Raw genomic sequence first — 12,807 nt, 5'->3', positions numbered from 1 at the left:
TAATCTGCAATATTTTCCGCTCGCAGAGGACTGTATGGCAAAGCAACGCTTGTTGATGTTGATCCTGGCCGCGTCGTGCTCGCTGACCCAGGCCGAGGAAATCCTCGTCGTCGGTACCGTCGAGCGGATCTTGCTGCTGCCGTTCGGCAGCGAACAATGCCCTCCAGTTTGTCAAATGGCGACCCCGCTGCCTGACGGGGGCACTCGCGTCTGCATTTCCAACGCTTGCGGCTGCGAGGTCACCGAGCTGAAGGTCGACAAGGTTCTGGCCGGTGGCGCCAAGGGAGCAACGCTGCAGGTCAAGTCGCATGTGGGAGAATGGTGCCGGCCGACGTTTCCCATCTCGTCGAAGCCTTTGCTGGTGCAGGTGAAGGACGGCCAGCCGCGCTGGTCGCGCATCGAGGCGCATGACGGACGCGATTACTTCGACGCCAAGCCATTCTCGACGATCGGCGCCGTCGCCGTGGGCTCCCTGCAAGACGCCCAAGGCAAGGTGCGTCTCGATACACTGCTCGAACATCTGTCCCAACAACGCTGATTGCAACAGGACCTTCCTTGATTCCAGATTATTCCAAGTACGATCTCGCGCAGCTGCGCCAGGTGCTTCGTACCATTGACGTCGAACGCTTTCCCGAGCGCGTGGCTGAAGTCCGCGATCGCATCGCCCAGCTCGAACAAGCGCCGCCCGACCTCGAACACGCTCCGCTGCCCCAGGCCGCGCGAACCGCGCTGCGCAACGCCGGCAAGGTTTTGTTGGCGGTGGGCGCCGTCGATGCCATCTACGGCATTGCCAACTTCTTCCTCCACCCGGGGAACGGTTTCTACATCAATTTCACCATGCTGCTCGGCGCAGCAATGCTCTGGTCATGCAACCTGCGGGCCGTCGCGCTGGTGCGCTGGTTCGCCTGCGTCTACCTGCCGATTCCACTGCTCTGGGCGGCGTCGCTGGGCTTTCCGCCGCTCGACCTGACCCTGAGCTACCTGCGCTTGTATCCGCTGGAGGTGCTCGTCATCGTGGGCCTGCAAGCCGGCCACTGGCTCGTTGCGCTGTGGCTGGTGCGGGCCTTGGGCCTGCCGCCTGTTCTTGCCGCCCGCAGCGCCGCCGGCAAGCCTGTGCGCGACATGCGCATTCCGCTCGCGCTTGGCACGCTGGGCGCCGTGGTCAGCATCGTCCTGATGGTCAAACTGCTCGGCAGCGAACGGGCCATCCACGCCGAATCGATGGCGCAGCAGTCTTTGGGCAAGGGCTATCGCGTCTACACCGAGGGCCTTAACATCACGAAGACCGCCTCCTTGAGGGCGGGCGAAAGCGCCACCATCGTCACCGCTTCGGTCGCCGCGTGGAACGACGGCGTGGTGATGCATGTGCCGGTGCGGTGGCGCGAAAACTGAGGGCAATGGCTACTGTTGACGGGACTTGAGCCAGTCCCTCAGCGCGTCGTTCATGCGAGTTTGCCAGCCGTCGCCTTGGGCCTTGAAGGCAGCCAGGATGTCCGCATCGAAGCGGATTGTGGTGCTGATTTTGGTGGTGTCTGCCGCCGGCCGGGCGCGACGTTTTTTGTCCTCGATGCTGGCCTCTTCACGCGTCACCACCCGGTCGCCGATGCGCCAAACTCCTTTTTCGAAGAACTCGTCCGTCAGTTCGGGCGCCTCGTCGGGATCAACCCAGGGCTGCGATGAATTTTTTGATCTCACGCTCATTTGCTTTCCTCATACTGATGATCCTGCGGGCAGGTCCACGAGGCGTCCAGACCACGACAACGATTCGTCCGTCGAGTCGACCGGATGTCACGAAGCGCGGCTCACCATAATCTTTACGCTCATCGCTGCGTGTCACCGTCACGCCTTCAAATACTTCTGCCGCCCTCGCGAAATCAAGGCCTCTCTCGGCACGATTGCTTTCGCGCTTGGCAGCATCGAAGGTAATCTTCATCGTCTTTTTTATTGTAGTAACAAAAAATTGGAACTGCCAGCGCTGTTTCGAATGACGCCAGGGCCCTTACGTGCTTCGCTCCAGGTCGCACCTTCTGCCCAGAAGAGCGCCGGTGTTGCCGGCGAGATGCCACTCGACAAGATCGCGTAATTGCTGCAAGAATGGTTCCATCGTCAAAATTGGGAAAATGTCAGTGAACATACGCGCCGCCAACGTGGAAGACGCCGAGATCATCGCTGCGATCTACAAGCACTATGTCTTGAACACGTCCATCAGTTTTGAGGAAGCCGAAGTAACCGGCATCGAGATGGCTGGCCGCATTGCCGATGTCCACGCGGCGGGCCTGCCATGGCTGGTCGCTGAAGTCGATGGCGTCGTCGCCGGTTACGCTTATGCGACCAAATGGCGAGTGCGGCATGCTTACCGCTTCTCGGTCGAGACCACGGTCTACCTGGCGCCGGATCGCGCCGGACAAGGCATCGGCACGACGCTGTACAGCGCCCTGTTCGATCGGCTGCGCGCCGGCGGCTATCACCTGGCGATCGGCGGCATCGCAATGCCCAATCCGGCCAGCGTCGCGCTGCACGAAAAGCTCGGATTCGAAAAGGTGGCCCAATTCCGCGAGGTCGGATTCAAGTTCGATCGCTGGACCGACGTCGGGTATTGGCAGCTGGCGCTGGCGAAGTCGTAGGCGGCGTCCCAAATGGGGTCAGGTCCGCAGGACCAGACCCCGGCATGCAGATGCCGCGTGTCAGGGGTCTGGTCCCGCGGACCTGACCCCATTTTCAGCAGTTCGCACCGAATGTGGATAGAATGCTGCCAACCATTGCTTGAACGAACCATCCCGGGAAACCCATGAATATGCCCCTGATCCTGAACCTGCTCGTCGCGCTCGCCGTGTGCTTCGCGCTGTATCGCATGCAGGCCGTCCACGTGTCGTTCACCAGGCGCGTGTTCGCCGGCATGGGCGCCGGCGTGCTGCTCGGCGCGGCGTTCCAGGCGCTGTACGGCGCCACCTCGCCGATCGTCAACGACACCGCCGCCTACCTCGACATCGTCGGCTCCGGCTACGTCAAGCTGCTGCAGATGATCATCATGCCGCTGGTTATGGTGTCGATCATCTCGGCCATCCTCAAGCTCAAGGACGCGTCCTCGCTGGGCAAGATCAGCGTACTGACCATCGGCACCCTGATGGCCACCACGCTGGTCGCCGCGCTGGTCGGCATCCTCATGGCCAAGCTGTTCGGCCTGACCGCCGTGGGACTGACCTCGAGCGCGACGGAACTCGCGCGCGGCCAGTATTTGCAGGGCAAACTGCCCGACGCCCAGGCCATCAACCTGCCGTCGATGATCCTGTCCTTCATCCCGGCCAATCCCTTCCTCGACATGACCGGCGCGCGCAAGACCTCGACCATCGCGGTGGTGCTGTTCTCGATCTTCATCGGCATCTCCGCCACCGGCATCGCCGCCAAGAAGCCGGACATCTTCGGCTCGTTCGCCCATTTCATCAAGGTCGCCCACGTGATCGTGATGCGGATGGTGACGCTGGTGCTGCGCCTGACCCCGTTCGGCGTGTTCGCGCTGATGACGCAAGTAGTTGCGCAGTCAAGTATCTCCGACATCCTCAAGCTGATCAGCTTCGTGGGCGCCTCCTACAGCGCGCTGGCGATCATGTTCTGCGTGCACCTGGCGATCATCGCCGCGGTCGGCCTGAACCCGCGCCGTTACCTGCAGAAGATCTTCCCGGTGCTGGCCTTCGCCTTCACTTCGCGCACCAGCGCAGGCGCCATTCCGATGAGCGTGCAGACCCAGACCGGCCGCCTCGGCACGCCGGAAGGCATCGCCAACTTCGCCGCCTCGTTCGGCTCGACCATCGGCCAGAACGGCTGCGCCGGCATCTACCCTGCGATGCTGGCGGTGATGATCGCGCCGACCGTCGGCATCGATCCCTTCACCAGTTCCTTCATCCTGCAGCTGGTGGCGATCGTCACGGTGGGATCGGTCGGCGTGGCCGGCGTCGGCGGCGGCGCCACTTTCGCCGCGCTGATCGTGCTGTCGGCGATGAACCTGCCCGTCGCTCTGGCGGGCCTGCTGATCTCGATCGAGCCGCTGATCGACATGGGCCGCACCGCACTGAACGTGAGCGGCTCGATCACCGCCGGCACCTTCGCCAGCCGGGTGCTGGGCCAGACCGACATGGCGGTCTTCAACAACGCAGAAGAAGTCGAACTCGATAGCGAACAGCTGGTCGCCTGACCGGCCTATCGTGCGCTGAGAGGCCGCCGAATCCGTCTATCATGACGACGTGTCAACATGAGCGGCGGACAATCGATGGAACAGAAGTGGCCTCAGGATATCTGGCTGGTGCGGCACGGCCAGAGCGCCGGCAATGTCGCGCGGGACGCCGCCGAAGCGGCCAAGGGTCTGATGATCGACATCGCCGAGCGCGACGTCGACGTGCCCTTGTCCGACCTGGGCGTGAAGCAGTCGAAGGCGCTGGCCGCCTGGTTTGCCGCGCTGCCGGAGGAGCAGCAGCCCAACGTGATCCTGCACTCCCCTTACCTGCGCGCCGCTGAAACGGCGCGCATCGTCAAGTGCGGCTTCGACCAGGAAAGCCTGTTGATGGCCACCGTCGACGAGCGCCTGCGCGAAAAGGAATTCGGCATCCTCGACCGCCTGACCACCCACGGCATCTCGGCCCGCTACCCCGACCTGTACGAGCAGCGCAAGCACGTCGGCAAATTCTATTTTCGCCCGCCCGGCGGCGAAAGCTGGTGCGACGTGATCCTGCGCCTGCGCAGCGTGGTCGATACCATCACCCGCGAATACGCGCGCGAACGCGTGCTGATCGTCGGCCACCAGGTCACCGTCAACTGCTTCCGCTACCTGCTCGAACGGCTCGACGAATCGACCATCCTCGAATACGACCGCAGCGGCGACGTGCCGAACTGCTCGGTCACCTCGTACCGCTTCGATCCCACCCAGGGCAAGCGCGGCAAGCTGGCGCTCAACCTGGTCAACTTCGTCGCGCCGCTCGAAGCGACAGGAACGCCGGTGACGGTATCCAAAGATGTCCCCACTGCTCCGAAAGCGTAGGCGCCCGGGGCCGATGGAAACGCCATCTTCCAGCACCTATTCCGTCGACGCGACGGCCCTGCGCGCCTGGCCGCTGCCGATGCCGTCCGGCGACGGCGACAAGGAAGCGCGCGGCCACGTCTTGATCCTGGGCGGCTCGCGCGAGATGCCCGGCGCCGTGATCCTGGCCGCCACCGCGGCGCTGCGCGCCGGCGCCGGCAAGCTGACGATTGCCACCGGCGCCAGCGTGGCGCAGCTGGTGGCGCTGGCGCTGCCCGAAGCGCGCGTGATCGGCCTGGCCGAGACCGACCAGGGCGGCTTCACCGAGGCGGCGGTCGGCAAGCTCGATCCGCTGGCAGACAAGGTCAACGCCATCCTGATCGGCCCCGGCATGCAGGACGAGGAAGCGACCGCGGTGCTGGTGCGCGCGCTCTTGCCGCGGCTCGACGGCAGCGACGTCAGCGTGGTGCTCGACGCCTGCGCGATGGGCATCGTGCTGGACGAATCGTTCCGCTTCAGCGTGCCGGTGATCCTCACCCCGCACGCCGGCGAGATGGCGCACCTGACCGGCGCCACCAAGGAAGCAGTCAGCGCCGCGCCCGACGAGCATGCGGCGCAGGCGGCGCGCGACTGGAACGCGGTGGTCGTGCTGAAAGGCGCGCGCACCGTGATCATCGCCCCCGCCGGCGAACGCTGGCAGCATGAAGGGGGCAACGTCGGCCTGGGCACCTCCGGCTCGGGCGACACGCTGGCCGGCATCATCGCCGGGCTGGCCGCGCGCGGCGCCGCCCTGCCCCAGGCCGCCTGCTGGGGCGTCGCCCTGCACGCGCGCGCCGGCGAAGAGCTGGCCGAGCGCTTCGGCGTGCTGGGCTACCTCGCACGCGAAATCCCCGAGCATATTCCCGCGTTGATGGAAAGCTTCGCGCGTCCATAGTTTGAGCTGCATCAAGCGGCGTTTGATTGTCTGGCAATGCATGAACCTGCCCGGCGGTTCTCAGTCTAATTTCTTCATTCCTGTAGACCAGAACGAGGAGTAAAACGATGAAAGCGATTACCGGTGCATCGAAACTGCTGCTGGGCGTGGCCGTGATGGCCGCCATGCTCGGCGCCTGCAAAAAAACCGAAACGACGGTGGTGCCGCCAGCCGGAACCTCCACCACAACCGTGGTGACGCCGCCAGCCGTGCCGCCGGCCGTGTCGCCGGCCGACACCGCACCGGCGACGACCACGACCACGACCACGGTGCCGCCGGCAACCGAGCCGCCACCGGCATCGGCGCCGCCGTCAAAAAATCCCTGATGCGCTGGTGAAAAAATGGGGTCAGGTTCGCGGAACCTGACCCCGATGCTGCCGGAGCCGGGGGTCTGGTCCTGCGGACCTGACCCCATTTTGCGCTGTGCTGCGCAAATGACGCGCTTCATGCGCCGCGGCCAAAGGGCTGGGGTCAGGTCCGCCGGACCTGACCCCGGGCTTGCTGGCGCCGCGGAGTTTTGCCACGCCGGCGCCCTGTTCCCGCGGTGTAAAAAAAAGCGCCAGGCCTGTTCGGGCCTGGCGCTTTTTTGACGCTGAAGTTTGCTTACGCCGCTTTGTCGAGCTGCACGGTCGCCGGACCCACCGCCTTGGCGCGGCCACGGCCGGTCGCGAAACGCACCAGCTTGACGATGCCCCGGTACACCAGACGCACCAGAATCAGGGTCAGGATCGCTTCGATGAAGGTCAGCACGAAGGCGACCAGCGCATTGAAGCGCACCACGCGGCGGCCGAACTTGGCGGCCATGCGGTCGCGCGCGATCTCGATGCTGTCGTAGAAGGTCGGCACCACCAGCAAGGTCAGGATGGTCGAGGTGATCGTGCCGCCGATGATCGAGATCGCCAGCGGACGATAGAACTCGCCGCCCTCGCCCAGCCCCAGCGCCACCGGGAACATGCCGGCGATCAGCGCGAACGTGGTCATCAGGATCGGGCGCAGGCGCATGCGGCCGGCGTCCATCAGCGCGTCCTCGCGACCGAAGCCCTCGGACTCGCGCTTGCGCGCCGCGTCGAGCAGCAGGATCGCGTTCTTGGCCACCAGGCCCATCAGCATGATGATGCCGATGAAGCTCATCAGGTTGAGCGTGCTACCGGTCAGGAGCAGCGCCAGCACCACGCCGATCAGCGACAGCGGCAGCGACATCATCACCGCCAGCGGCGCCGTGAACGAGCCGAACTGCATCACCAGGATCAGGTACATCAGGCCGATGCCCGACAGCAGCGCGATCAGCATCTGCGTAAACAGCTCGGCCTGGTCCTTGCCGGCGCCGCCCAGCGCCAGCCCGTAGCCCGGCGGATAGTCGAACGTCTTGGCCAGCTTCATCGCCTCGGTCGTCACTTCGCCGTTCGAGCGGCCCTGAACGTTGGCCGACACCGTGATGGTGCGCTTGCCGTCAACGTGCTCGATGCCGGACGGTCCCTTGCCCATCGTGACCTTGGCGATCTGGTCGAGCGGCACCATGTCGTTGGTGCCGCTGACGGCGATCGGCAGGCGCTCGATGTTTTCCAGCCCGACCCGGTCGTCCGGATGCAGGCGCACCGCGACGTCGCGCGTCTCGCCGGTCGGATCGACCCAGTCGCCCACTTCCACGCCGGCGAACGCCACCCGCAACGCCTGCGCCGCGTCGTTGACCGAGATGCCCATCGAGTTCGCCAGGCCGCGGTTCAGTTCGATCTTCAGTTCGTTCTTCGGATCCTGCTGCGACAGCCCGACGTCCACCGCGCCCGGCACCTGGCGCAGCTTGTCCATGTAGGCGCTGGTAATTTCCAGCAGCTTGCGCGAATCGGGGCCGGTAAATTCGATCTGCACCGGCTTCTGCGAGCCGCCGTTCACCTCGTCGATGACGACATACTCGGCGCCCACCAGGTGGCTGATCTTCTCGCGCAGTTCGACCGCGATCTGCTTGGCGCTGCGCTTGCGCTCGGCGCGCTTGCCGATGTCCACATACACGCGACCGCCGGCGGCGTTGATGGTGCTCTGGGTATCCTTGGTCTCGGCGATCGAGCGCGCCAGTTCGGCCGCCTTCTCGACCTTCAGGCGCCCGTATTCGACGCTCGACGAGGCCGGGGTGCGCACCGTCACCAGCACGAAGCCGGCATCGGCGGCGGGCAGGAAGGACGAGCCGCCCTTCCAGATGTGCAGGCCGATGGCGCCGGCGAAACTGAGCACGGCGATCGCCGTCATCGAGCGGCGGTGGTGCAGCGCCCAGCCGATCACGCGGCCGTAGCGGTCGGCCTGGTGGTCGAACCAGTCGTTAAAGCGCTGCAGGATACGGCCCAGGCCTTTTTTCGGCGCGTGGTGGTGGTCCGGCGGGTCGCCCCAGTAGGCCGACAGCATCGGGTCGAGCGTAAACGAAATGGCCAGGCTGACGATCACCGAGCACGTCACGGTCAGCGCGAACGGCCGGAACCATTCGCCGGAGATGCCGGGCATGAAGGCGACCGGGACGAACACCGCCATGATCGAGAACGTGGTGGCGGCGACCGCCATGCCGATTTCGGCGGTGCCTTCGAGTGCGGCCTTGCGGCGGTCGGAGCCGTTCTGCATGTGGCGCACGATGTTCTCGCGCACCACGATCGCGTCGTCGATCAGCACGCCGATCGCCAGCGACAGGCCGAGCAGGGTCATGAAGTTGAGCGTGAAACCGCACAGCCACACGGCGATGAAGGCGGCGATCACGGAGGTCGGCAGCGACAGCGCGGTGATCAGGGTCGAGCGCCACGAGTTGAGGAAGGCGTACACCACGAAGATCGTCAGCACGGCGCCGAACACCAGCGACTCGATGACGTTGTTCAGGCTGCGCTGGGACTGGTCGCCGCCATCGCGCGTGACTTCCAGCTTGGTCCCTTGCGGCAGGTCCTTGTTGATCTCCTTGACCATCTCGCGCACCCGCTTGGCCACCGACACCGTGCTGGCGTCGCGCGCGCGGGTGACGTACAAGCCGACGTTCGGCTTGCCGCTGCGTACACTGAGGCTGTTGATCTCGGCAAAGCCGTCCTTGATCTCGGCCACTTGCGACAGGCGCACGATTTCGGAGCCGCGGCGCTTGACGACGATCTGCTGGAACTCCTCCGGCGACTCGATGCGTCCGACCAGGCGGATGCTTTTCTCGTCGAGCGCGGCGGTGACCTTGCCGACCGGGGAGTTGGTGTTCTGGTTGCGCAGCGCGGTGACGACCTCGCCCACCGACACCTTAAATTCGCGCAGCTTCTCGGCGCGCAGCAGCACCGACAGCTCGCGCCGCAGCGAGCCGCTGATGTTGACCTGCGAGACGCCGTCGATGCCGCGCAGGCGGTCGGCCAGCTGGTCTTCGGCGATCCGCGAAATCTCCGCGTGGCTCTGGGTGTTCGACGACAGCGCCAGGTTCATGATCGGGTCGGCCGACATTTCCTGGCGCTGCACGATCGGCTCGCGCATCTCGAGCGGCAGCTTGTAGCGCACGCCCGCGATGGCGTTGCGCACGTCGTCGGACGCTTCGATCAGGTTCTTCTTGAAGTCGAACTGCAGGTAGAAGCTGGCATTGCTCTCGCTCGCGCTGGCGTTCACCTTGGTCACGCCGGCGATCGCCAGCAGCGGCTTCTCGAGCCGGTTGATGATCTCGCGCTCCACCGTTTCGGGCGAGGCGCCGGGGTAGTTGATGTTGACGAACAGGGTCGGGAACTCGACGTCGGGATTCTGGTTGACGCGCAGCTTCGACAAGGCCATCAGGCCGAGCGCCATCATCGCCAGGATCAGCACGATCGTGACGATCGGCCGCTTGATGGAGAAATCGGAAAGGAACATATTATTTCCCCTGCGCGGCCGCGGCCGCCGTGGTTGCCGAAGTGCTGGCCACGCGGGTCGCGGCCAGCGCCACCGGCTGGCCGTCCTTCAGGCTCGAAGTCGGATTGCGCATGACCGTGTCGCCGGCGGCCAGGCCGCCGCGCACCTCGTAGTTGCCGGTGCGCGCGTCGCGCATGCCCAGCGTCAGGTCGACCCGGTTGAGCGTGCGGTCCTTGACGCGCCAGGTATAGGCCTTGTCGCCGGCCTTGACCAGCGCGCCTTCCGGCAGGGTCAGCGCCGCGACATTTTCCGCTTCAACGCGGCCTTCGGCGTACAGGCCCGACACCTTCGGCTGCGTGGCGTTGGCGAAGCTGACCAGCACCTCGACCTGGCGCGTCACGTCGTTGGCGGCAAAGTCGATGCGCTTGATGGTGCCGCGGAATTCCTGGTCGCCGTAGCCGTTGACGCGGAAGCTGACCGGCAGGCCGACCTTGAGCTGGCTGACCTTGTCGCTCGAGACGCGGCCTTCGAAGCGCATGCTCGACGGATCGATCACCTTCAGCATTTCCTTGCCCACGGCGGCGGTGTCGCCGGCCGATACCTTGCGGTCCGACACCACGCCGTCGAACGGCGCCCGCACCTGGGTGCGCGCCAGCTGCTGGCGCGCCTGCACCACGCGGGTGCGCGCGGCCGCCACTTCGCTCTGGGCGCTGTTGCGGCGCACTTCGGCGTCGTCGAGGGCCTGGGCCGAGGTCATGCCCGAGGCGCGCAGCGTCTTGAGGCGCTCGAGCTGGCGCTCGGACTGTTCCAGCGCCTGGGTGGCCGAGCGCGCCGACGCTTCGGCCGAGCTCAGGCTGTCGCGGATTGCTGTTTCATCGAGCTTGACCAGCACGTCGCCGCGCTTGACCGCTTCGCCGTTCTCTTTCAGAACCTGCAGCACGACGGCCGACACTTCGGCGCGCAAGTCGGCCTTGCGCTCGGGCTGGACCGAGCCGGTGATGACCGGGCCCGAGGCCAGCGCGCTGCTCTGCACGGTCAGCAGGTCTTCCGGGGCGACCTGCAACTGGACGGCCTTGGTGTCCTTGGCGTCCTTCGGGTCCTTGCCCTGCTTACTGCAGGCGACGAGCGCCGAGGCGACAGCGAGGACGAGCATGGTTTTGCGCAGCATTGTATTTCTCCGGAAATATAGATTTTTTAGACGTGAAAGCAGCCCGAACGAACGGTCAGCGTGAAAGTATCCTTGAGCGCCAGAGGCCAGTCAATCGGCGAGACTTGTAATGACGATTTGATGGGATGAAATGCAGATAAGCGCGACAGCCTGCATTTCCAGCGGCAAATTGTCGTACCTGCGGAGGCAGGTGCGACATCCTTAAAACAGACGAGTGGAAACGTAGTTGATGGCGAAGCCGACCAGGATGCCGGTGCAGACGCCCCCGCTGATCTCGACCAGGGTGTGGCCCATGCGCTCGCGCAGCGGCTTCACGCCCTCGCCCGCGCCGCCGAGGCGGTTGATCGCCGCAGCCTGGCGCCCGACGTGCTGGCGCAGGCTGTTGGCGTCGATCATCACGATGAAGGCCAGCGTCACCGCCACGCCGAAGGCCGGGTCGGCCATGCCCTCGCGCAGCGCGATCAGGGTCGCCATGCTGGTCACCACCGAGCTGTGGTTGCTCGGGAAGCCGCCGTTGCCGACCAGGTCGAACGCCAGGCGGCGCTGGCGCACGCTGGTGATCAGGAATTTGATCGGCCCGACCAGCATCCAGGTGATGACGGGGGTGACGAGATAGGTGATGTCCATCGAATTCTTCCAGGAATAGTTGCATTAATTAATGCCGTGCAGAATTATCGCAGAAGCAAGCCCCGGCGGCGACCATCAAAACGCCCCGGCCGCCTCAGACGCGTTAAACTTCTGTCCAGTGTGGCGTTTCAGTCAATTAGAGGAGAAGCATGCAATATTTCAAACTATCCATCCTGGTCACCGTGGTGCTGATGGCGCTGGCCGGATGGTGGGGTTATTCGCACGGCGGCCCGGGGACCATGCTGCAGGCGCTGTGGATCGCCGCCGTGCTGGGCGTGCTCGAAGTATCGCTTTCGTTCGACAACGCGGTCGTCAACGCCACCGTGCTACGCCATTGGAACGAGAAGTGGCGCAAATTGTTCCTCACCGTCGGCATCCTGGTCGCGGTGTTCGGCATGCGCCTGCTGTTCCCCCTGGTGATCGTCGCCGCCGCCACCGGCCTGGGCCTGGTCGATGTCTGGAGCATGGCGATCAACACGCCGGCCGAGTATGCGCGCCACCTGGGCGACCACCATGCCGAAGTGTCGGCGTTCGGCGGCGCCTTCCTGCTGCTGGTGTTCCTCAACTTCCTGTTCGACGACGAGAAGGAGCTGCACTGGCTGGGCTGGATCGAGCGCAAGGTCGGCCAGTACGGCACCGAGGGCCTGGCCATCCTGCTGACGGTGGGCGCGGTGTTCGGCTGCATGACGCTGGTGCCCGAGGGCCGCAAGCTGGCCGTGCTCACCGCCGGCATCGTCGGCGTGCTGGTCTATGTCGGCGTGGACTGGATCAGCGGTTTGCTCGAAGAAGAAGAGTCGAACGACCCGGCGGTCGGCAAGCTGATCTCGCAAGGCTCGATCGGCGGCTTCCTCTACCTGGAAGTGCTGGACGCCTCGTTCAGCTTCGACGGCGTGATCGGCGCCTTCGCCATCACCAACGACGTCGTCATCATCATGCTGGGCCTGGCGATCGGCGCCATGTTCGTGCGTTCGCTGACGGTCTACCTAGTCCACCGCGGCACGCTGGACGAATTCGTCTTCCTCGAGCACGGCGCCCATTACGCGATCGGCATCCTCGCGCTGATCATGTTCGCCAGCGTCGAATACGAGATTCCCGAATGGTTCACCGGCCTGTCGGGCGTGGCCTTCATCGTCGTCTCGCTGTGGTCGTCGATCCGCCACAAGCGGCGCGAGGAGCGCGAGCTGGCCGACAAACACCTGCGCGCCTGATGCG

General features: G+C 65.0%; 13 protein-coding genes. 8 read left to right on the top strand and 5 right to left on the bottom strand.

Features of this window, described 5'->3' with window-relative positions:
- The first annotated feature begins 34 nt into the window (after nt 1-34).
- Together Q4S45_RS04340 and Q4S45_RS04335 are read left to right on the top strand one after the other, a co-directional pair.
- Nucleotides 35-538 carry a hypothetical protein gene (locus Q4S45_RS04340; RefSeq protein ID WP_305509498.1) on the top strand — a complete coding sequence of 168 codons (504 nt, stop codon included), beginning with the start codon at nt 35-37 and terminating at the stop codon, nt 536-538.
- Nucleotides 539-555: 17 nt separating this feature from the next.
- Nucleotides 556-1,392, top strand: a complete 837-nt coding sequence (locus Q4S45_RS04335; RefSeq protein ID WP_305509496.1) for a hypothetical protein — start codon at nt 556-558, stop codon at nt 1,390-1,392.
- A gap of 9 nt (nt 1,393-1,401) precedes the next feature.
- Here the strand turns inward: Q4S45_RS04335 and Q4S45_RS04330 are convergent, their stop codons facing one another.
- Nucleotides 1,402-1,701, bottom strand: coding sequence for a BrnA antitoxin family protein (locus tag Q4S45_RS04330; RefSeq protein ID WP_305509494.1), 300 nt, complete (start codon nt 1,699-1,701; stop codon nt 1,402-1,404).
- Nucleotides 1,661-1,933 carry a BrnT family toxin gene (locus tag Q4S45_RS04325; RefSeq protein WP_305509492.1) on the bottom strand — a complete coding sequence of 91 codons (273 nt, stop codon included), beginning with the start codon at nt 1,931-1,933 and terminating at the stop codon, nt 1,661-1,663. Before Q4S45_RS04325 ends, Q4S45_RS04330 begins: the two co-directional genes overlap by 41 nt.
- A gap of 187 nt (nt 1,934-2,120) precedes the next feature.
- On the opposite strand from Q4S45_RS04325, the gene Q4S45_RS04320 reads away from it, so the two are divergent.
- From Q4S45_RS04320 to Q4S45_RS04300, 5 genes are all read left to right on the top strand, one after another.
- Nucleotides 2,121-2,624 (top strand): arsinothricin resistance N-acetyltransferase ArsN1 family B, encoded by a 504-nt coding sequence (locus Q4S45_RS04320; RefSeq protein ID WP_305509490.1) that lies wholly within the window; start codon nt 2,121-2,123, stop codon nt 2,622-2,624.
- A 164-nt stretch (nt 2,625-2,788) separates the two neighbouring features.
- Nucleotides 2,789-4,189 (top strand): L-cystine transporter, encoded by a 1,401-nt coding sequence (locus tag Q4S45_RS04315; protein ID WP_305509488.1) that lies wholly within the window; start codon nt 2,789-2,791, stop codon nt 4,187-4,189.
- Between the two features lie 75 nt (nt 4,190-4,264).
- Nucleotides 4,265-5,029: a histidine phosphatase family protein gene (locus Q4S45_RS04310; protein ID WP_305512044.1), complete on the top strand. Its 765-nt coding sequence runs from the start codon at nt 4,265-4,267 to the stop codon at nt 5,027-5,029.
- A 13-nt stretch (nt 5,030-5,042) separates the two neighbouring features.
- A complete protein-coding gene (locus Q4S45_RS04305; RefSeq protein WP_305509486.1) occupies nt 5,043-5,942 on the top strand; it encodes an NAD(P)H-hydrate dehydratase in 900 nt (299 codons plus the stop codon).
- Between the two features lie 107 nt (nt 5,943-6,049).
- Nucleotides 6,050-6,307: a hypothetical protein gene (locus tag Q4S45_RS04300; RefSeq protein ID WP_305509484.1), complete on the top strand. Its 258-nt coding sequence runs from the start codon at nt 6,050-6,052 to the stop codon at nt 6,305-6,307.
- Between the two features lie 277 nt (nt 6,308-6,584).
- On the opposite strand, the gene Q4S45_RS04295 is transcribed toward Q4S45_RS04300, so the two are convergent.
- The 3 genes from Q4S45_RS04295 to Q4S45_RS04285 form a co-directional block, all read right to left on the bottom strand.
- Nucleotides 6,585-9,821, bottom strand: a complete 3,237-nt coding sequence (locus Q4S45_RS04295; protein WP_305509482.1) for an efflux RND transporter permease subunit — start codon at nt 9,819-9,821, stop codon at nt 6,585-6,587.
- Between the two features lies 1 nt (nt 9,822).
- Nucleotides 9,823-10,968, bottom strand: a complete 1,146-nt coding sequence (locus Q4S45_RS04290) for an efflux RND transporter periplasmic adaptor subunit (protein WP_305509480.1) — start codon at nt 10,966-10,968, stop codon at nt 9,823-9,825.
- A 201-nt stretch (nt 10,969-11,169) separates the two neighbouring features.
- Complete coding sequence (locus Q4S45_RS04285) at nt 11,170-11,595, bottom strand: divergent PAP2 family protein (protein WP_305509478.1); 426 nt, start codon at nt 11,593-11,595, stop codon at nt 11,170-11,172.
- 149 nt (nt 11,596-11,744) lie between these two features.
- Here Q4S45_RS04285 and Q4S45_RS04280 point away from each other — a divergent pair, with 149 nt between their 5' ends.
- The gene (locus Q4S45_RS04280; RefSeq protein WP_305509476.1) at nt 11,745-12,803 is read left to right on the top strand and encodes a DUF475 domain-containing protein; all 1,059 of its coding nucleotides are present in this window, start codon (nt 11,745-11,747) and stop codon (nt 12,801-12,803) included.
- Nucleotides 12,804-12,807: the final 4 nt, after the last annotated feature.

Origin of the sequence: Massilia sp. R2A-15 (assembly GCF_030704305.1) — a bacterium.
In the GTDB taxonomy this organism is placed as follows: Bacteria; Pseudomonadota; Gammaproteobacteria; order Burkholderiales; family Burkholderiaceae_D; genus JAFCUW01.
Note: the sequence above shows the minus strand (reverse complement) of the source record. Positions and strands in the feature narration are given on the sequence as shown.